General features: G+C 53.7%; 21 protein-coding genes. 14 read left to right on the forward strand and 7 right to left on the reverse strand.

Annotated features, from left to right (window positions below; translation table 11 throughout):
- Positions 1-133 precede the first annotated feature (133 nt).
- The 5 genes from HCN83_RS00725 (at position 134) to HCN83_RS00745 (ending at position 4648) form a co-directional block, all read left to right on the forward strand.
- Positions 134-1822 (forward strand): methyl-accepting chemotaxis protein, encoded by a 1689-nt coding sequence (locus tag HCN83_RS00725; protein WP_168004389.1) that lies wholly within the window; start codon positions 134-136, stop codon positions 1820-1822.
- Positions 1823-2093: 271 nt separating this feature from the next.
- Positions 2094-3011 (forward strand): transporter substrate-binding domain-containing protein, encoded by a 918-nt coding sequence (locus HCN83_RS00730; protein ID WP_168004390.1) that lies wholly within the window; start codon positions 2094-2096, stop codon positions 3009-3011.
- Positions 3012-3084: 73 nt separating this feature from the next.
- Complete coding sequence (locus tag HCN83_RS00735) at positions 3085-3756, forward strand: amino acid ABC transporter permease (protein ID WP_168004391.1); 672 nt, start codon at positions 3085-3087, stop codon at positions 3754-3756.
- A complete protein-coding gene (locus tag HCN83_RS00740; protein WP_168004392.1) occupies positions 3756-4478 on the forward strand; it encodes an amino acid ABC transporter ATP-binding protein in 723 nt (240 codons plus the stop codon). Before HCN83_RS00735 ends, HCN83_RS00740 begins: the two co-directional genes overlap by 1 nt.
- A 5-nt stretch (positions 4479-4483) precedes the next feature.
- Complete coding sequence (locus tag HCN83_RS00745; RefSeq protein WP_168004393.1) at positions 4484-4648, forward strand: hypothetical protein; 165 nt, start codon at positions 4484-4486, stop codon at positions 4646-4648.
- A 205-nt stretch (positions 4649-4853) separates the two neighbouring features.
- On the opposite strand, the gene HCN83_RS00750 is transcribed toward HCN83_RS00745, so the two are convergent.
- Positions 4854-5840 (reverse strand): 3'-5' exoribonuclease YhaM family protein, encoded by a 987-nt coding sequence (locus tag HCN83_RS00750; protein WP_168004394.1) that lies wholly within the window; start codon positions 5838-5840, stop codon positions 4854-4856.
- Between the two features lie 101 nt (positions 5841-5941).
- Here HCN83_RS00750 and HCN83_RS00755 point away from each other — a divergent pair, with 101 nt between their 5' ends.
- From HCN83_RS00755 to HCN83_RS00765, 3 genes are all read left to right on the forward strand, one after another.
- The gene (locus HCN83_RS00755) at positions 5942-6622 is read left to right on the forward strand and encodes a response regulator transcription factor (protein ID WP_343033628.1); all 681 of its coding nucleotides are present in this window, start codon (positions 5942-5944) and stop codon (positions 6620-6622) included.
- Complete coding sequence (locus HCN83_RS00760; protein WP_168004395.1) at positions 6619-7899, forward strand: sensor histidine kinase; 1281 nt, start codon at positions 6619-6621, stop codon at positions 7897-7899. Before HCN83_RS00755 ends, HCN83_RS00760 begins: the two co-directional genes overlap by 4 nt.
- Before the next feature lie 73 nt (positions 7900-7972).
- On the forward strand, positions 7973-8416 hold the full coding sequence (locus HCN83_RS00765; RefSeq protein ID WP_168004396.1) for a hypothetical protein: 444 nt from the start codon (positions 7973-7975) through the stop codon (positions 8414-8416).
- Here HCN83_RS00765 and HCN83_RS00770 read toward each other — a convergent pair.
- Together HCN83_RS00770 and HCN83_RS00775 are read right to left on the reverse strand one after the other, a co-directional pair.
- Positions 8413-9390 carry a quinone oxidoreductase family protein gene (locus HCN83_RS00770; protein WP_168004397.1) on the reverse strand — a complete coding sequence of 326 codons (978 nt, stop codon included), beginning with the start codon at positions 9388-9390 and terminating at the stop codon, positions 8413-8415. The genes HCN83_RS00765 and HCN83_RS00770 overlap by 4 nt on opposite strands.
- A gap of 118 nt (positions 9391-9508) precedes the next feature.
- Positions 9509-9685, reverse strand: a complete 177-nt coding sequence (locus HCN83_RS00775; RefSeq protein ID WP_168004398.1) for a CsbD family protein — start codon at positions 9683-9685, stop codon at positions 9509-9511.
- 140 nt (positions 9686-9825) lie between these two features.
- Between HCN83_RS00775 and HCN83_RS00780 the strand changes: the two genes are divergently transcribed.
- A complete protein-coding gene (locus HCN83_RS00780; RefSeq protein ID WP_168004399.1) occupies positions 9826-11238 on the forward strand; it encodes an MBL fold metallo-hydrolase in 1413 nt (470 codons plus the stop codon).
- Positions 11239-11311: 73 nt separating this feature from the next.
- On the opposite strand, the gene HCN83_RS00785 is transcribed toward HCN83_RS00780, so the two are convergent.
- Genes HCN83_RS00785 through HCN83_RS00795 form a run of 3 tightly spaced genes read right to left on the reverse strand, consistent with a single transcriptional unit; the run spans position 11312 to position 13376 of the window.
- Positions 11312-12019 (reverse strand): response regulator transcription factor, encoded by a 708-nt coding sequence (locus HCN83_RS00785; protein ID WP_168004400.1) that lies wholly within the window; start codon positions 12017-12019, stop codon positions 11312-11314.
- Positions 12020-12040: 21 nt separating this feature from the next.
- Positions 12041-12625 carry a peroxiredoxin family protein gene (locus HCN83_RS00790; RefSeq protein WP_168004401.1) on the reverse strand — a complete coding sequence of 195 codons (585 nt, stop codon included), beginning with the start codon at positions 12623-12625 and terminating at the stop codon, positions 12041-12043.
- 16 nt (positions 12626-12641) lie between these two features.
- Positions 12642-13376, reverse strand: coding sequence for a cytochrome c biogenesis CcdA family protein (locus HCN83_RS00795; RefSeq protein WP_205774435.1), 735 nt, complete (start codon positions 13374-13376; stop codon positions 12642-12644).
- A gap of 92 nt (positions 13377-13468) precedes the next feature.
- Here HCN83_RS00795 and HCN83_RS00800 point away from each other — a divergent pair, with 92 nt between their 5' ends.
- The 5 genes from HCN83_RS00800 to nagB all read left to right on the forward strand — a co-directional run bounded on the left by HCN83_RS00800 (position 13469) and on the right by nagB (position 17433).
- On the forward strand, positions 13469-13960 hold the full coding sequence (locus HCN83_RS00800; RefSeq protein WP_168004402.1) for an NUDIX hydrolase: 492 nt from the start codon (positions 13469-13471) through the stop codon (positions 13958-13960).
- 84 nt (positions 13961-14044) lie between these two features.
- Entirely contained in the window at positions 14045-14782 is a 738-nt protein-coding gene (locus HCN83_RS00805; RefSeq protein WP_168004403.1) for a GntR family transcriptional regulator, read from the forward strand.
- Between the two features lies 1 nt (position 14783).
- Entirely contained in the window at positions 14784-15530 is a 747-nt protein-coding gene (locus HCN83_RS00810; protein ID WP_168004404.1) for an SIS domain-containing protein, read from the forward strand.
- Positions 15527-16687 carry an N-acetylglucosamine-6-phosphate deacetylase gene (nagA, locus tag HCN83_RS00815; protein WP_168004405.1) on the forward strand — a complete coding sequence of 387 codons (1161 nt, stop codon included), beginning with the start codon at positions 15527-15529 and terminating at the stop codon, positions 16685-16687. The genes HCN83_RS00810 and nagA overlap by 4 nt, the downstream gene beginning before the upstream one ends.
- Positions 16684-17433 carry a glucosamine-6-phosphate deaminase gene (nagB, locus tag HCN83_RS00820; protein ID WP_168004406.1) on the forward strand — a complete coding sequence of 250 codons (750 nt, stop codon included), beginning with the start codon at positions 16684-16686 and terminating at the stop codon, positions 17431-17433. The genes nagA and nagB overlap by 4 nt, the downstream gene beginning before the upstream one ends.
- On the opposite strand, the gene HCN83_RS00825 is transcribed toward nagB, so the two are convergent.
- The gene (locus HCN83_RS00825) at positions 17434-18120 is read right to left on the reverse strand and encodes an SDR family oxidoreductase (RefSeq protein WP_168004407.1); all 687 of its coding nucleotides are present in this window, start codon (positions 18118-18120) and stop codon (positions 17434-17436) included.

An 18120-nucleotide genomic window follows, 5' to 3' on the forward strand; every position in this document is an offset into this window, starting at 1 on the left:
GTCACTAAGGTATCTTTCGACTTACGAAAGGTGCCTTCTTTTATGTCTGCCGCTTCCAATTAAGTGCTCCGGTGCCGATATTAGAACCGGAGGACAAGGGCCTCTGCCACCATATAAAGAGGGGGAGAAGATCGTGACGCTGAAAGCAAAGCTGCTTGGCGCTTTTTCGATCGTTGTTGTCATTATTTTTGTCATTGGAGGGCTGGCGCTTTCAAGCCTCAGTTCGATGAATCAGAACGGGGAAACGATGTATGAGGATCGGGTGATGGCGTTAAGCCACTTGATTGACGTGGTTCAATTTGCCGAGAGAGCCCGGGGTGAAATGCTCACGTCGCTGTTGACGGATGACCCACTGCGGGCAGAGGAAGCACTCGTTGAACTGGCTTACATTGATCCTATTTTAGAAGAATACGCAGGCACATATTTAACCTCTGATGAAGCAGAAAAATTAACTCAGTTTCAGGGGGAGGTAGCGAATTTCTCCAGTGCATTGGAATTTATGAATGAGGAAATTCAGGCGGGCAATATGGAGGCAGCCACGAGAGTTACAGAAACGGCTGCGATGGAGTTTGCACAGGTTGAGGAAGCGCTGGAATCGTTGATCGTTATTAATGAGGAAGTTGCGGCGGAACTCAATGCAGCAAACCAGTCATTATTTGAGCAGAGCCGCGTTCTGATGATCGCAGCGGCTGTCGCGGCGGTTCTGGCTGCAGCTGGACTGGGTATTTTTCTCGGACGTTCCATCGGCGGAGCAGCCGGCAAGGTGTCGGATTATATGAAAGCAGTGGCTGCCGGGGATTTAACAAGAGAGCCGCTTCACGTAAACCGGAAGGATGAACTTGGGGAGCTGATGGCGTCGGCGAATTCGATGCAACGAAATCTGAAAGATGTCCTGCGTGGTGTCACAGAAGCATCGCAGGACGTGACGCAGAACAGCGAGGAGCTGCTGCAGTCCGTCGACGAAATGCGGAACGGCAGCGAACAGGTAGCTTCTACGATGGAAGAGCTCGCGTCCGGGGCTGAACTTCAGGCCGGAAGCGCAGGTACGCTTGCAGAAAGCATCGAAGCGTTTCTCGATCAGATCGAATCAAGCCGTCTTGCTGGTGAAGCAGCATCAACGGAGACGAAGGCTGCTGATGAGGCAGCGGAGATCGGACGGGAACGTAGGGTGTCTTCTCTAGCTTCTATGGAGGAAATTCACGAGGCTGTGCGCGCTGCGGTAGACGATGTGCGCGGTCTTGATGAAAAAACGAAAAATATTACCTCTCTCGTCGATATGATTCAGGGAGTCGCGGATCAGACGAACCTGCTTGCCTTGAACGCTGCGATCGAAGCAGCGCGGGCCGGCGAGCACGGACGCGGGTTTGCGGTTGTAGCTGACGAGGTGCGCAAACTGGCGGAGCAGGTCTCGGTATCTGTAGCGGAAATAACGAGCATCGTCCACGCGATTCAACAGGAGTCAGCCGTTGTAGCGGCAGGGCTCGAAGGTGGTTTTAAAAAGGCTGAGGCCGGTGCTGAACAGGTGCGCCTGACTGGAGAGGCATTTGAAACTGTTCAAAAAGCAGCAGCCGCTTCTGCAGAACGGATGCAGGAACTGACTGGCCGGCTGGCAGAGGTGACGGCCGGAAGCGGAAAAATCCGCAGCTCGATCAGCGAAGTAGCTTCGGTGTCGCAGCAGTCTGCAGCGGGAATTGAAGAGACAGCGGCTTCGACCGAGCAGTCTCTCAGCTCGATGGAAGAGATCGCCTCAAGCTCATCCGATCTTGCCCGTCTTGCTGAAAATCTGCAGGAAAAAGTCCAGCAATTTCAGCTTCGTGCATAATTACGAACATTTTCGATTAAAAATGTATACATCAAGGTGCTTTCGTCAGGTGATGTGACATAGAATGAACGGGAAAACGGCTGATATCAGCCGTTTTTTATCTGTTAATGGAGCCAGAAAGTGTGTGAGGTAATGTGACATACTTTTCAGCTTATTCATAAAAATGTTTTATCAGAATATTGATAATTATGTAATTGTATGATACGCTCTTTTTTATCAGTAATCATTTTCAAGTTAATTAAACCATTAGGACGAGAGGGGATCAGTACACATGAAAAAGAAATGGGCAGGTATCGTTTTAGGTACAGCAGCAGTTACAGCACTTGCTGCCTGCGGGGGAAATGAAGATGGGGATATGCCTACATACACGGTGGCGACAGACTCCAACTACGTCCCTTTTGAATTTCTGAATGACGAGACAGGGGAAATGGAAGGCTTTGATATTGACCTGATCAATGCGATTGCCGAAGAAGTCGGCTTCGAAATCGATCTGGAAGTAGTCGAATTCGACGGTATCGTTTCCGGAATGGGAACAGGGCGCTATGATATTGGAATTGCCGGCATGACGATCACAGAAGAGCGCGCAGAGAACTTTGAATTCTCCCGCCCTTACTACAGCGCCGGTCTGATTCTTGCGGTCCAGCCGGGTGAAGAGGACATTCAGTCGATCGACGATGTCGACGGGCTGCGTGTCGCAACGCGGGCTGCTACAACGAGCCAGACGTTCCTTGAAGAAAATACAGATGCAGAAGTAGTCACGTTCCCGGATATCGTGAACGCGTACCAGGATCTGCAGGCGGGTCGTGTCGATGCGGCGATTTATGACCTTCCAAACGTGCTGTACTACATTGAGACAGAAGGTGTAGGCGAGATGGAAACCGTCGGCGATACGCTCACTGGTGAGCAGTACGGGATTGCCTTCCCGGAAGGCTCCGAGCTGCGTGAAGACGTTGATGCTGCATTGGAAACACTGATGGATGACGGTACGTATGCAGAAATTTATGAAGAATGGTTCGGCCAGGAGCCAAATATTGATCAGCTTGCCGAAACAGCAGAAGATGCGATGAATCTGGAGCCGGACGATGCAGAGGATGCGGACGACGCGGATACTGCAGATGAAGAAGTAAACGACGGCGAAGATGTTGAAAACGATCCAGCAGAAGACAACGAAGAAGACAACAACGAGTAACACACTGCAGGCAGTTGACCCGGTCTGATCACTCGTCGGACCGGGTTTATTTCGTAGAGGAGGTCTGAAGGACATGCTTGAAAATTTACAGGAAATTTTCTCGAGTCCACACTACACGAACACGCTCCCGTTTTTGTGGCGCGGCATGCAGCTGACGCTTCTCGTCACGTTCGTCGGGGTATTTATCGGGTTTATCATCGGAAGTTTCATCGGCTTGATGCGGCTTTCCAAAAACAAAGTCATTTACGGCATCGCCACGGTATACATAGAGGCATTCCGCGGTACGCCGATTCTCGTACAGGCGCTCTTCCTGTACTTCGGTTTCTCCGATTTTCTCGGGATTAACTTTACGGCGATCCAGGCTGGTATTCTCGTTATCGCTCTGAACGCCGGGGCGTATATCGCAGAAATCGTCCGCGGTGGTGTTGAGTCGATCGATAAAGGACAGATGGAAGCCGGCCGCTCCATGGGCATGACATCTACGCAGACGATGCGCTACATTATCTGGCCGCAGGCGTTCAAGCGGATGATTCCACCACTCGGCAACCAGTTCATCATCAGTCTGAAGGATACGTCCATATTTGCGGTTATTTCTCTCGGAGAGATGACCTATCTGATGCGGCAGTATGTTAGTACGACCGGGGATCCGTTTGTCCCGTATATCATGCTCTGTCTCGGGTATCTGATTATCACAATTCCGAGTATGGTCATTCTGCGACGCGTTGAACGGAGGTTGGATGTATAATGATCACAGTTAAAGATCTGCACAAAAGTTTTGGTGATAACGAGGTTCTTTCCGGCATCGATGCTCAAGTGGAAGAGCGTGAGGTCGTCTGCGTCATCGGCCCATCAGGCTCCGGAAAAAGTACGTTTCTCCGCTGCATGAACATGCTTGAGGAAATTACAAGCGGTGAAGTGATCATCGACGGTGAAAGTCTCACCGATCCGAAAACGAACATTAACAAGCTTCGCGCCCAAGTCGGTATGGTGTTCCAGCACTTTAACCTGTTTCCGCATATGACCGTGATGGAAAACGTTACGCTGGGACCTCGTAAAGTAAGCAGCAAAGATAAAGCAGAGGCCGATCAGCTGGCTAAAGCGCTGCTGGATAAAGTAGGACTTGCTGACAAGGCACAGGCCTATCCAGGCAGCCTGTCCGGCGGTCAGAAGCAGCGGGTCGCAATTGCGCGAGCGCTTGCGATGAACCCGAAGGTGATGCTGTTTGATGAGCCAACTTCGGCTCTCGACCCGGAGCTCGTCGGCGACGTGCTCGGCGTTATGAAGGACCTTGCCAAGGAAGGAATGACGATGGTCGTTGTCACGCACGAAATGGGCTTCGCGCGTGAGATGGGCGACCGCGTCATCTTCATGGACAAAGGTGTCATTCAGGAAGAAGGCAAGCCGGAGCAGATCTTCGACAATCCGCAGAACGAACGGACCCAGTCCTTCCTGAGCAAACTGCTGTAACGAGCATGACAAAACCCGGCCGCTGCGCCGGGTTTTTTTATGTTGAATTAAGGAGCGGGCGGTTGGGTCTTTGGGATCAAAAGAAACTTAACGAATGGGAAAAGCTGCACAACGCAGTTCAAAAGCGATTTAACAATGCTGAAAGAGAACACAGCAGCGGGCAAAAGTGATTTACGCAACGTAACAGTTCATGATAACGAATAAAACAACACAAGCACCTTCAAACGTTACACAGCGTTCCTCAAAACGAACACTACCCATTCATACGGACATCGGGCCGGCGCCCAATCCTCTTTTTAATAACACCCTTTCATCAAATGAACGCACGAAAAGCCCGGCGACAGCATTCGCCGGGTTTTTCAGGTGCCGTGCCGTCTATTCGTCGGTCATCGGCTTATACAGCTTTCCGAGAGGAAACACTTTCGTGAATTCGCCTTCCGGTGCATCCTTTAATCCGCGCTCGACCATGTTGACGCGGGAGTCGATCATATCGACGAGATGGATGATGTGCGCTTCGAGTGTTTTCGGCTCGACCGGCGAGCCCCACTCGAGCCTGCCGTGATGGCTGAGGATGCAGTGCTGCAGCTGGTACACGGCTTCCTGCTCGAGCTTGGTCAGCTTGGCATTGTCGGCGCGTTCGCTCAGAATACGCTGCACTTCCCGGTCGACGAGCATGGAAGACATCGAGATATGACCGATAAATTCGCCGGGTACGCTATACTGCGGGGCGATATGATTCGTATATTCCATCACCTTCGACGCATCGTGCAGCGTGATGCCGCCGATGATGAAGTCTTTGTTGATCGCAGGGTAGCGGGCAGCGATGTCGAGTCCGAGCCGGACCATGCAGACGGTGTGATACAGCAGCCCGCCGACGAAGGAATGATGGTTTTTCGTTGCAGCCGGGTAGCTGCTGAACGGCTTTTTATAGCGGGTGTAAATGCTGGAGACAATGTCCTGCAGCAGCGGATCTACTATCTGGTCGATCGCCTGCTCGAGCTCCTGCTGAAGTGATTCGATCGGCTCCGGCGGCATTTCGAGAAACTCGTGCAGGTCGACTTCGTTTTCCTGCATCGGCCGGAACGAGCGCGCCGTCATTTGCAGCTGGTCCTGATACGTAGACGTATCGCCTTCTATGTAGATGATCTTTCCTTCCTGCAGCACCTGCTTTACTTCATCTTCGCGGCCGCTGATCTGATCGCTCCAAACTTTAACGGGGATTTCTTTTGCTCCTTTTGACACAGACAGGTTGTAAAACGGGTCGCCTTTTTTCGTCTGTGCCAGATTGGCGCTGCGGATGAGGCCGAAGCCTTGAAACTGCTGATTCGCTTCTTCAAGCAGAGCTAAATCTTCTACTGCCATCGTGCATCCCTCCTCATGTATCTTTCTTTCCAGTTTATCATACAGGCTGTTCATCCGGTGTTCATAATAATCTGCTACACTGCAGGCAGGAGGTGCTGAACGTGTACAAACTGCTTATGGTGGAAGACGACGCTCACATTTGCGAGCTCGTATCGCTCTATACAACGAAAGCAAAGCTTGCGCTCATTACGGCAGCGGACGGGGAAGCCGGGCTCGCTGCTTACTATGACGAGGAGCCGGACTTAGTGCTGCTCGATATTATGCTGCCGGAGCGAAGCGGCTGGGAGCTGTGCCGGGAAATGAGAAAAGACAATCCGCTGCTGCCGATTTTGATGCTGACCGGCAGAGGGGAAGCGGAAGACATCGTACGTGGACTGGAAACAGGTGCCGACGACTATGTCGTGAAGCCATTTGATCCGAATGAACTGATGGCGCGGATTCAAGCGCTTCTTCGCCGGGCGCACCCGTTCTCGACAGGAAACCTGCTTTCAAGCGGGCGCTTGCAGGTGGACATGCAAAACCGGGAGCTGACGGCTGCCGGAGAAAAACTGCTGTTTCCGCCGCGGGAGCTGGAGCTGCTTGCTTTTTTTATGCAGTGCTCCGGACAGACATTGACGAGAGAGCAGCTGCTCGATGCCGTCTGGGGACGGGACTTTGACGGTGATCCCCGGACGGTGGACGTACATGTAAAGCGCATCCGCAGACGACTTGATACGGTTGAGAGCGGCGTTCAACTCGTCACGGTGCGGCAGGCGGGCTACCGGCTTGAGGAGATAATATGAGAAAGCAGTCGCTGTTTCGGAAGCTGTTCTCCACGTACGCTGCTGTCATTCTTGGGTCGTTTCTCGTCTTCGGTGCCGCCTATATTATTCAGTTTCACTATACGCTGTACGACGATTTCGAGCAGCGGCATGCCGACATCCGGGAATCAGTGGAGAGCCAGCTGCAGACAGCTGACCGCTACGGTTGGTCGCTGGATGAACGGGAGGAGAGCCTGTCCGCGGTGCTGAGCGGCTCTGATTACGAGGCAGAGCTGCTGGATAGCGGAAGCGAAGCGGCCTCCGGCTACTGGACCGGCGGCGAGCTGCATTACGAGGTCGTATCGCCGTTTGACGAAGGCTATCTCCGTACGGTGTTCACCGGTCTGGAGCATGATTACATCCGCGCTGTTACGGCGATTGCGGGCACAATCGGCGGTGTTTTAATGCTTGCAGCAGGGATGGTCTGGGTCGTTTCCAGGCGCCTTGCAGATCCGCTTCGTGAGATGAGCCGGGCGGCGTCTGCTGTAAGCGGCGGTGATTTCTCAGTGCGTGTCGAGGAGCACGGACCGCTTGAGATCAGCCGGCTCGGTCGTTCTTTAAACCAGATGGGGGAAGAGCTTGCCGAGACGGAGCAGCTCCGGAAGGCGTTTCTAGCCAACGTGACCCACGATCTTCGTTCTCCGCTGACGTCGATAAAAGGGTTTTTAACGGCGCTGGAAGACGGTACGATTCCGGACGAACGGCGCCCCTATTACTTTACACTCATGCGCGGAGAAACAGAGCGGCTGATTAAGCTTGTGCACGATCTGCTCGACCTCACGAAGCTGGAAGGCGGAAGAATCGAGCTCGATTGTGCACCGGTAGCACTTAAACCTGCTCTCGAGCGGGTTCTGGAAACTGCCGGTCCTGAGCTTGGAAGCCGCCGCACGGTGCTGACAGGAGAAACAGAAGCGGTTGTCTGGGGGGATCGAGAGCGGCTGGATCAAGTCTGGATCAATCTGCTGGCGAACGCTGCAGCATTTTCGCCGGAAAACAGTACGATTACGCTTACGCTCACGGAGCACCGGGAATCAGTTTCCGTTTCGATACGTGATGAAGGAAGCGGGATGACAAAAGAAGCGCTGGAGCAGATGTGGGATCGGTTTTACAAAGCGGACAGCTCCCGCTCCGGGAAAGCAGGCACCGGGATCGGTCTCTCAATTGTCCGTTCATTGACGGAACTGCACGGAGGCACTGTTTCTGCCGACAGCAGTGTAGGAGAGGGAACGACAGTCACGGTGACGTTGCCGAAAGCATAACAGTTGTTCATTTGCTGTTCATATTCGCCTGGTACGCTGAGTTGGACGTTATCAGCAGAAAGGATGAATGAACATGGTATATGAAGCAGCATACAGCTTGCACATTGGAGGTATTGCGCTCTGGATCGGCTCCTTTGCAGCCTTCTCCTGGCTGCTCAGAGGAATGGCGCAGCAGGAAGAGTTAGCGGAAACAGAAAAGCGGCAGATCCGCCGGATTACAAAATTTGTAAATCTTGGCGTTCTGCCTGCGGCAGGGATTGTCCTCTTTACAGGCGTGTATATGATTTTACAGCTGAACAGGGAGACGCTCCCGCTTTACATGCTCGTCATGGAGCAGGCCGGGGCACTGATCATTCTCGTGACCGCTGTCGGCACAGGTCTTTACAGCCGCAGATTAGTGAAGCGGCTGCATGGAAAAGGAGCGCGGGCAGCCACAGCCAGCTACAGTGTGGCACTGCTGCTGTCTGCGGGCCTCGCGCTCGCGGTAGTCGTGTTTGTCGGTCTGCGGATCGGTTAAGGCGTCAAGATCATTTTTCCGCTCGTGCGCCGGTTTTCCATGTCTTCGTGAAGGGAAGCCGCCTCCCGCAGCGGATACGTACCGCCGATGGTCAGCTTCAGCTTGCCTTCGGCAGCGAGCTGCATGATCGTCTCCAGGCTTTCCTGAAATGCTTTAGGTCTTGCCATCATCTGCGGCAGAAAGAAGCCGATGACGGACTTGTTTTTTTCGAGCAGGCTGAACGGACTGAATTCCGGCAGCTCTCCGCTCGCGGCGCCAAAGAAAACGAGACGTCCAAACGGAGCTAAAATCTCGAGCGTATCGTGAAAGATGGAACCGCCGGCCATTTCAAGAGCCACGTCGATACCCTTGTCACCGGTCAGCTTGAGCACCTCCTCCTTCCAGTCGTCTTTCGTATAATCAACGGCGTGATCGGCTCCGAGATCGAGCGCGGTCTGCCGTTTTTTCTCTGTGCTCGCAGTTGCAATGATCGTGCCGGCCCCAGCTTCCTTAGCGAGCTGGACAGCGAGAGTGCCGACACCGCCTGCAGCCGCATGAATAAGAATCGTTTCCCCGGCTTCAAGCCGGCCCATCGTATGGATAATGTGGTAGGCGCTCAATCCCTGCAGCGGAAGGGCAGCCGCCTCTTCGTCGCTCAGGTTTTCCGGTACCGGAATGAGCGTCTTTTCGTGCGCGGTGACCTGCTCTGCGTAGGCGCCTTCTCCGATGAGGGCAGCTACGCGCTGTCCTTCCTGAACCTGTCCGGACACGCCATTTCCTTTTGCGGATACGGTTCCGACGACCTCGGAACCAGGGATAAACGGCAGCGGAGTCTCGACGACATAGGCATCCTGCCGTCTCATCGTATCGGCGAAGTTGACGCCGATCGCCGTGACGTCGATCAGCACTTCCTGTTCTCCCGGGGTTGGCGTATCAAGCTCTTTGTATTCAAGTACATCCGGACTTCCAAACGTTTCAATCTGTACAGCCTTCATCGAAAAACCGACTCCTTTTATATGACATTACTGTAAATTTAGTGGCAGAGCAGAGCCGCCCAGCTTGATTGTGGACGGCTTCAGCCCTCTGCGAGCATTCATGTTTAAACAGGCAGTGCTAGTCTTTGTTTTTAATATCGCCTTTTTTATCTTCCACGCTGCCCTTTACCTTTTCCTTCGTACCTTCGCGCTTCGTTTCCTTGTCGTCTGTCCACTCGCCAACCTTTTCTTTCGTCTTGCCCTTTGCCTTTTCAAACTTTCCTTTCGTCTTATCTTCCATGCCGTCTTTACTCATCTAAAGCCCTCCTTAAAAAGTGTGTTGGTAGGACTTTCCCCTTTTTATTTCCAGATAAACCGTGAGATTGACGTTTAGGTCAGGCACGAAACGGTGAAAGTACCACTATGGGTATTTTATTCTGAAGGAGGAGATAGGAGATGTTACTGCAATACTTTTACGATGACAAACTGGCTCAAGCCTCTTACCTCGTAGGCTGTCAGGCTGCGAATGAAGCGGTCGTGATTGATCCTGCGAGGGATGTGCAGCCGTATATCAAGGCGGCAGAAGAGCACGGGATGACGATCACCGGCGTGATGGAAACGCATATTCATGCCGATTATTTGTGCGGCGCACGTGAGCTTGCCGACCGAACCGGAGCTGTCCTGTACGTGTCCGATGAGGGGCCGGCTGAGTGGAAATACGAGAACATTGATAAGCTGAATCATCAGCTGTTAAAGGATCAGGACCAGATTAAGCTGGGAAAGATCCGATTTGATGTTATGCATACACCAGGGCATACGCCGGAAAGTGTTTCCTTTCTTGTCACAGACGGCGGAGCAGAAGCGGATGAGCCGCTCGGGATTTTCACCGGTGACTTTGTGTTCGTCGGAGACATCGGCCGGCCGGATTTGCTGGAAAAAGCGGCCAAACAAAAAGATACGGCCGCAGCCGGAGCGGAGGATATGTTTCATTCGCTTGAGAAATTTAAACAGCTGCCGGACTTCACCCAGGTGCTCCCCGGACACGGTGCAGGCAGCGCCTGCGGCAAGTCGCTCGGTTCCGTGCCGAGTTCGACTGTCGGCTATGAGAAGCGCTTCAACTGGGCGCTGCAGTATACGGATAAGGAGCAGTTTAAGCAGGATCTGGTGGAAGACCAGCCAGAACCGCCGGTTTATTTCGCAGAGATGAAGAGAGTGAATAAAGAAGGCCCGGCGTTTCTGAAGGATCTTGCCGACCCGGAAGTGATGGGCAAAGAGCTGCTCCAGGAAGCGGTCTCAACCGGACAGGTGATCGACACACGGCCGCCGGAGCAGTTTGCGGCTGCCCATATGGAGGGCGTCATGAATCTTCCGCTGAACAAATCATTCACGAACTGGGCCGGCTGGCTGTTGAACTACGAAGATCCAATTTACGCGATCGTCGAAGAAAACCAAGTAGACGAGCTGAAGACGGCGCTTCGTTCCATTGGACTGGATCAGCTGAAGGGATGGGCGAATCCATCGATTGCGATGACGATTGGCAAGCCGCAGTCGTTTGACCAGCTGACACCTGAACAGGCGTCGGACTGGATTGAAAGTGGGAGCGTGCACGTGCTGGATGTGCGCGGTGCAGCCGAACGGAAAAACGGATATGTCGAAGGCTCGACGCACATCATGCTTGGAGAACTGCCGCACCGGATAAAAGAAGTGCCGACAGACAAACCGGTGCTCGTGCAGTGCGGAACCGGCCTGCGTTCAGCGATCGGGGCGAGTATTCTTCAGAAAAACGGCATCACCGACGTGAAAAACATGATGGGCGGATTCGGCAGATTTGCGAAAATGGGAAGTGAAGACGTCATTGTTGACGGGTAGAACGTAAAAAGACGGCAGGCCAATATGGCTTCGCCGTCTTTTTTTGGAAAAAGAGAGAACGTCCGTGCAGCGTTCAGCTTTTTTCCAGTTCTTCTGGACGCTCCGGACGATACATGTAGCCGTGCCCGCGCACGGTAATGATTCGCTTAGGTGAGGACGGATCTGCTTCTATTTTCTCACGCAGTTTTTTAACGTGAGCATCAATGGTCCGGTCCATCACCGTATCTTCTGCGTTAGGATACACTTGGTTGATCAGCTGATTTCGGGAATGAACTGTATCGGGATGATCCATCAGATAAAAGAGAATTGTAAATTCAATGCGCGTCATCGGAATGGTCCGTCCGTCGATCAGCACCTCTCCCCGGCGCGGCTTCATCACGAGGCCCCGGTCGCTGATTTTCTGGCAGAACTGGCCGCTGCGGCGCAGCACTGCTTCTGCGCGGGCTGCAGCCTCTTCAGCATCCACCGGCTTTGTCATGTAATCATCGGCTCCGAGGCGCAGGCCTTCAATCTTATCCCGTCCGGCCGCGAGGGAAGTAACCATAATGATCGACACATGGTGCTGCTTCTGCTCCAGAATCCACGTGCAAAACGAGTCGCCGGAAGCATCCTCGAACGTACGCTCTGTCATGACCAGACAAGGAATATAACGGTTAAACTGTTCTTTTGCCTGCGCGACCGTTACAGCTTCAATGATGTCGTACCCTTCCTTTTCCAGTTCCTCGCGAAGACTGGAACGGATGTCCGGATCACGGTCGGCAAGGAGGATCGTCTGCTGCATAATAGTCCCTGCTTTCATTGTTTACTCCATCGTATCAAAAATTCTTGCAATCATCTCTTCATTCATCGGACCAAAAGAGGCGTGGGCGATTCTGCCTTCGGTATCAACCATATACGTCGTCGGAACCGGCTGAATGTTATACAAGTCGGCGGTATCTGTCTGTTCGTCTAAAAGAATAGGGAACGTCAGCGACCGCTCGTCGCGGAAGCTTTCCACGCGTGAAAGGGCAGCTTCGGTATCCGTCAGATTGACAGCGAGAATTTCGACATCATCCCGGCCTTCATATACGCGCTGCATATCCGGCATTTCAGCCCGGCACGGCGGACACCATGTTGCCCAGAAGTTCACCATGACTTTTTTCTCCCCGCGAAAATCGGAGAGTGAGACGATTTCTCCGTCAAGTGCTTCCAAGGTGAAATCAGGGGCATAATCGCCCTCGTCCAGACCGATCTCTTCTTCCGGTATGTCCTCCAGTACTGCATCGTCAGGCGATTCATCCGACACAGAAGTCTCCGGGGAAGCTTGTTCGCCAATATCAAACTGGGAATAAACGGTCCATCCGATCATGCCAGCAAGCAGCAGTGAAACAATAATTGTTTTCAGCATGTTGTTTCTCCTTTCCTTATCCAAGCCGCTCAAGCGGCGTTCCTTCGATCATACGTAAAATCCATACAGAAATATCGGTCAGCTGACCGGTGAAGAGCAGGATGCCCATGCCGATCATAACGGCGCCTCCAGCTTTCATGACAATGCTGCTGTAAGCAGTCAGCCAGCGGACAGAGCCCAAAAAGAACGTCAGCACGAAAAAGGGAATGGCAAATCCGGCTGTGTACATGGCCGTATACAATAAGCCAAGAGACGGTTCCGAGGCAGCAAGCAGTAATACAGCGCCGAAAACAGGACCGATACACGGCGTCCAGCCGGCCGCAAACCCCATGCCGACAAATACCGTACCGGCCATCCCCGCGGGTTTTTTCGCCGCGTGAAATCGTTTCGTCTGCATCAGAGCCGGAATCGTCAGCCAGCCTGCGGTGATGAGTCCAAGCATCACGATAAAAATGCCGGCCAGCTGCTGAATCAGCACGCCGGATGAACCGAGCATCAGATTTTCCAGCCATCCGCCTGCTGCTGAGGCGCCAAAGCCGAGAGCGAAGAAGATCATGGAAACACCCGTAAGAAACAAGGCGGTATGCAGCATCAGCCGGCTGCGAAGTCCGGATTCACGCTGCAGCTCCTTTACGCTGCGACCGGTTATGTACGATAGATAAGCGGGAAACAAGGGCAGCGTACAGGGGGATAAGAAAGAAATCACTCCTGCAAAAAACGCTGCCCAAATGGTTAATTGTCCAATATCCAAACGACATCACTCCTGCTATCCAGTATAATACGGGAATGTGAAAGTTTGATGAAAGCCGCCTGATGAATAGCTGAAAAAAGGAGCGGAAACAAATGGAAATATGGGATTTGCTTGACCAGGAAGGGAAGAAGACGGGGCAGACGATCCAGCGCGGCAAACCATTGCCGGAAGGGTACTATCACTTAGTCGTGCACACGTGGATCGTCGATCAGGATCATGTGCTGGTAACCCGGCGGGCTCTTGAAAAGCCGCACCCTGGAATGTGGGAAACACCAGGCGGATCGGCGCTTTCAGGGGAATCGTCCCGGGAGGCAGCTGTCCGGGAAGTGAAAGAGGAAATCGGAATGGAGCTAGAGCTATCCAAGCTAGACCAGCTGACGCGAACATGGCATGACAGCTACGTCCACGATATCTGGCTTGTGGAGCGATCGTTTTCTGTGAAAAACCTCGTTTTGCAGCGTGAGGAAGTGTCCGAGGCCCGCTGGATAAAGCTTGAAACGCTGGACGAGTGGCTTGGACAGGGCTGCCTGATTGCCGGACTTCAGGCTTCAGCCAACGAAATGGTTGAAAGAGCAGGGAAATAAATGCCCTGTATGTATAGTGGTATAGACAACCATACATAAACTTGCTACACTAACAGAAAGACAATAACTTCAGGAGGGAACGCTATGGTGAACAAGGAATCGTCCATACCGATCTATTATCAGCTTGCTGAGCAGCTGAGACGACGGATCGAGCAGGGAGAACTCAAGGCCGGAGATATGATGCCATCTGAACGGGAGCTCTCGGAGCAGTTTGCAATCAGCCGCATGACGGTCAGGCAAGCGATCGCTTCTCTCGTAGATGACGGGATCGTCTATCGCAAAAAAGGCACAGGCACCTTCGTCGCCGAAGAAAAAATTGAGCAGCACCTCAGCGGCCTGACAAGCTTCAGTGAAGACATGCGCGCTCGCGGGATGGAGCCTTCGGCTACGGTATTAACGTTTGAAAAGCAGGGATGCCCGGCAGAGGCTGCTTCGTTTCTCGGGCTGGAGCTGAATGAGCCTGTTTATTACATGAAGCGCCTGCGGCTTGCAGATAAGGTGCCGATGGCGCTTGAAGAAACGTGGCTGTCGGCCGCGCTTTCAGGGCCGATGCCCGAAGAAGCTGCCTCAGGGTCCCTCTATACGTGGCTGGAAGAGCGGGCCGGAATCCGGATCGGCCGTGCGGAACAATGGATGGAGGCCGCGGTGCTGAATGAAGCAGAGGCGATGCATCTTCAGACGAAAGCCGGAGGGCCGGTGCTCGTCATGGAACGGCAGACGTACACTGCTGACGGTCGCCCGCTCGAACTCGTCCGCTCCCGCTACCGGGCAGACCGCTACCGCTTCCATCTTGATCTGCCCCGGTCTCAGGGAGGGAAGTAAGATGCTGCTTGCATATACAGAGAAAGTCCGGGTGCTGCTGACCGATATGGAACAGGAAGAGACCGCCATTCATCAAGCGGCGCAGCTTGCAGCAGAAGCGATTGCAAAAGGAGGCATCCTGCACTGTTTTGGAGCCGGACATTCCCACATGATCGGGGAAGAGTTGTTTTTCCGAGCCGGCGGACTCGTCCCGGTCCGTCCGGTCTGGATAGATGAGCTGCTTCCGCAGCACGGTGCGCTTCGATCGATGGAGGCAGAACGAAAGAACGGCTGGGAAGCAATTTTCACCGAACAGCTTGATCTGCGTCCGGAAGACGTGATGATCGTTGTATCGACTACCGGACGAAATCCGGCTCCGCTCGCAGCGGTGCGGGCAGCGAAAGCAGCCGGGGTGCCGGTGATCGGCATCACGTCTGTCAAGGCGTCCGCGGAAACAAAGCCGCGAGGCGACGCCGGCATGCGTCTGTACGAGGCGGCTGACGTTGTGATCGACACGCACGTTCCTCCGGGTGATGCCGTATTACAGGACGAGCGGCTTGACGTCCGCTTTGCCCCGGTTTCCACGGTGGCAGCGACAACGGCCGGGCATGCTGTTGCTGCTGAAACGGTTCGTCTGCTGCTGGATTGGGGCGAAGAAGCGCCGGTGCTGCTCAGCAGCAACATCGATGGCGCTGATGAATGGAACGAAAGGCTGATCAGACGCTGGGAAACACGCATTCCCGAACTGCGCAGAGGAGGACACACATGACTACGCTGATCTTTAAAGGAGCACATGCTTATACGGAGCAGGGGGTGATCCCGGATCCGCTCTTCCGTCTGGAAAAAGGTGTTATCGCTGAACTGCGCCCTGCACAGGAGGAGGATGAAGGAGAGCGGATTGACGCTGAGGAGCTGCGGATCGTTCCCGGTTTTATCGATATTCATATTCACGGAGCCGCCGGGGCTGACGTCATGGATGGCACAGAGGAAGCACTTCATACGATTGCACGGGCGCTGCCGGCAGAAGGAACAACGTCTTTTTTGGCGACGACGCTCACACAGTCAACAGCAGATACGAAGCAGGCGCTTGCAGCAGCAGCTTCGTTTCAGTCTGATAACAGGTGCGCTGAGATGCTGGGTGTTCATCTGGAGGGCCCGTTTATCCATCCGGCGAGGAAAGGGGCGCAGCCGGAAGCCTTTATCGTACCGCCTTCAACCAGGCTGTTTGAGGAATTTCAGCAGGCCGCGGAAGGAATGATCCGGCTCGTGACGATGGCACCTGAACTCGACGAGGATGGATTAACGGAGAAACTTGCCGGACAGGGTGTCATCGTCTCGATGGGCCATACGGATGCGACGTGCAGCGAAACGGCTGAAGCGCTGGCGCGCGGCGTATCGCATGCGACTCATTTTTATAACGGCATGAGAGGGTTTCATCACCGGGATCCGGGTGTTGTCGGCGGGGTGCTCATGAACGGCAGCGTCCGGGCAGAGCTGATCGCAGACGGCGTGCACGTCAGTCCGGAAGCATGCGCGTTTACGTACCAGCAGCTCGGTGCAGAGCGGCTGCTGCTGATCACCGATGCTATGCGGGCGAAAGGAAAAGAAGACGGCACCTATCAGCTCGGCGGCCAGCAGGTAACGGTGCGCGGCAGCGAAGCTGTCCTGGAAGATGGGACGCTTGCCGGAAGTGTCCTTCGTATGAATGAAGCTGTGCGCAACATGAGCAGGTTCAGCGGCGCTTCATTTGAAGAAGCAGTGCAGATGGCCTCGCTTCAACCTGCGAAGGCGCTCGGTATTTCCGGCCGGAAAGGGAGCCTTGCCACGGGAAAAGACGCAGATTTCACAATGCTTGATCCGAATGGGGACGTAGCTAAAACATATATTAAGGGAGTCTGTGTGTATAACGGAGGTGAGGACAAATGAATATTATCGAGACGAAAAACTATGAAGATATGAGCGAAGCAGCCGCCGGATATGTATGGCTGCGCCTGCAAAGTGGTATGCGGGTGCTTGGTCTTGCAACAGGAGGCACGCCGATCGGATTTTATGAGCGGCTGACAGAGCGGATTAACACGCACAGCCATTCGTTAAAGGATCTGACGACGGTCAATCTCGATGAATATATCGGGCTTGGGGCAGCGCATCCGAACAGCTATCACGTCTATATGCAGGAACATTTTTTTAAGCACGTCGACATCCCGCCCCAACAGACGTATTTACCAGATGGGAAGGCAGCTTCGCCGGAAAAGGAAGCTGACGACTACGAAAAGCTTGTAACCGAGCTTGGCATCGACCTGCAGCTGCTCGGTATAGGTGCAAACGGGCATATCGGGTTTAACGAGCCGGGCAGCCCGCTTGATGGACGGAGCCGGGTGGTTGATTTGACAGAAGAAACGATCGAAGCCAATGCTCGTTTTTTCGAAAAAGAAGAGCAGGTGCCTCGTCAGGCGGTTACAATGGGAATCGGAACAATCATGGAGGCCGAGGAAATTCTTCTTCTCGCTTCCGGAGCGGAGAAAGCAGAGGCGGTGAGGGATATGATAGAAGGGCCCGTAACAGAAGAAGTGCCAGCAACGGTTTTGCAGCGGCACCCGAATGTAACGGTGATTGCCGACCGGGACGCGCTGTCGCTGACGCAGGCCTCCCGATCGGTATTTCCCGGGAAATGATTACGGATTTAAGATCAGTTCCATCTCTCCGGCATCGTCTTGAAGCTCCAATGTCTGCACGATCGTCCGGGCAACTGTTTCCGGGTGCAGGCCGCTGCTTTTTTCCGATGCGCTGACGCCGGCGAAATCGGTTTGCACGAGTCCGGGAGAAACGGTTGATACTCGGATATCGTAGGCCCTGCCTTCCTGATTAAGCGTTTTGGAAAAGCCGACAAGCGCCCATTTGCTCGCGCAGTAGGCAGAGGCTTTTTCCCGCACCTCGTAGCCAAGGTTGGAGGCGATGTTTACAATCTGGCCGCCGTCTTTCTTCATCATCCGGAACGCTTCCCGCGCACATAAAAATGCACCGCGCGTATTGACATTCAGCTGCTGATCCCAGTCATCCGCCGTCATTTCTTCAACCGGTTTAAAAACGCCGACGCCGGCATTGTTCACAAGCGCATGCGGATTTCCGCATCTGGAAGCAACGTCCTGAAAAAGCTGAAGAACATCTTCTTCCGAGCCTACGTCTGCCTGAAACGTGTGCAGGCTGCTGCTGTTGAGTTCGCGCTGCAGTTTATCCAGCGATTCGTTCGTACGTGCAGCGGCGGCAACGACCGCCCCTTTGTCCAGCAGCTGGCTGACGACTGCACGGCCGATGCCGCGCGCCCCGCCGGTTACGATAATTACTTTGTCTTTGAGATTCAT

This window comes from Alkalicoccus luteus (genome assembly GCF_012034335.1).
Taxonomy (GTDB): domain Bacteria; phylum Bacillota; class Bacilli; order Bacillales; family Salisediminibacteriaceae; genus Alkalicoccus; species Alkalicoccus luteus_A.

Coding starts and splice junctions, on each gene's coding strand:
- HCN83_RS00825 (WP_168004407.1), bottom strand. CDS start 18,120: ATGAATCTCAAAGACAAAGTAATTATCGTAACCGGCGGGGCGCGCGGC.
- nagB (WP_168004406.1), top strand. CDS start 16,684: ATGAATATTATCGAGACGAAAAACTATGAAGATATGAGCGAAGCAGCC.
- HCN83_RS00765 (WP_168004396.1), top strand. CDS start 7,973: ATGGTATATGAAGCAGCATACAGCTTGCACATTGGAGGTATTGCGCTC.
- HCN83_RS00780 (WP_168004399.1), top strand. CDS start 9,826: ATGTTACTGCAATACTTTTACGATGACAAACTGGCTCAAGCCTCTTAC.
- HCN83_RS00750 (WP_168004394.1), bottom strand. CDS start 5,840: ATGGCAGTAGAAGATTTAGCTCTGCTTGAAGAAGCGAATCAGCAGTTT.
- HCN83_RS00775 (WP_168004398.1), bottom strand. CDS start 9,685: ATGAGTAAAGACGGCATGGAAGATAAGACGAAAGGAAAGTTTGAAAAG.
- HCN83_RS00805 (WP_168004403.1), top strand. CDS start 14,045: ATGGTGAACAAGGAATCGTCCATACCGATCTATTATCAGCTTGCTGAG.
- HCN83_RS00810 (WP_168004404.1), top strand. CDS start 14,784: ATGCTGCTTGCATATACAGAGAAAGTCCGGGTGCTGCTGACCGATATG.
- HCN83_RS00760 (WP_168004395.1), top strand. CDS start 6,619: ATGAGAAAGCAGTCGCTGTTTCGGAAGCTGTTCTCCACGTACGCTGCT.
- HCN83_RS00800 (WP_168004402.1), top strand. CDS start 13,469: ATGGAAATATGGGATTTGCTTGACCAGGAAGGGAAGAAGACGGGGCAG.
- HCN83_RS00740 (WP_168004392.1), top strand. CDS start 3,756: ATGATCACAGTTAAAGATCTGCACAAAAGTTTTGGTGATAACGAGGTT.
- nagA (WP_168004405.1), top strand. CDS start 15,527: ATGACTACGCTGATCTTTAAAGGAGCACATGCTTATACGGAGCAGGGG.
- HCN83_RS00785 (WP_168004400.1), bottom strand. CDS start 12,019: ATGCAGCAGACGATCCTCCTTGCCGACCGTGATCCGGACATCCGTTCC.
- HCN83_RS00735 (WP_168004391.1), top strand. CDS start 3,085: ATGCTTGAAAATTTACAGGAAATTTTCTCGAGTCCACACTACACGAAC.
- HCN83_RS00730 (WP_168004390.1), top strand. CDS start 2,094: ATGAAAAAGAAATGGGCAGGTATCGTTTTAGGTACAGCAGCAGTTACA.
- HCN83_RS00745 (WP_168004393.1), top strand. CDS start 4,484: ATGACAAAACCCGGCCGCTGCGCCGGGTTTTTTTATGTTGAATTAAGG.
- HCN83_RS00790 (WP_168004401.1), bottom strand. CDS start 12,625: ATGCTGAAAACAATTATTGTTTCACTGCTGCTTGCTGGCATGATCGGA.
- HCN83_RS00770 (WP_168004397.1), bottom strand. CDS start 9,390: ATGAAGGCTGTACAGATTGAAACGTTTGGAAGTCCGGATGTACTTGAA.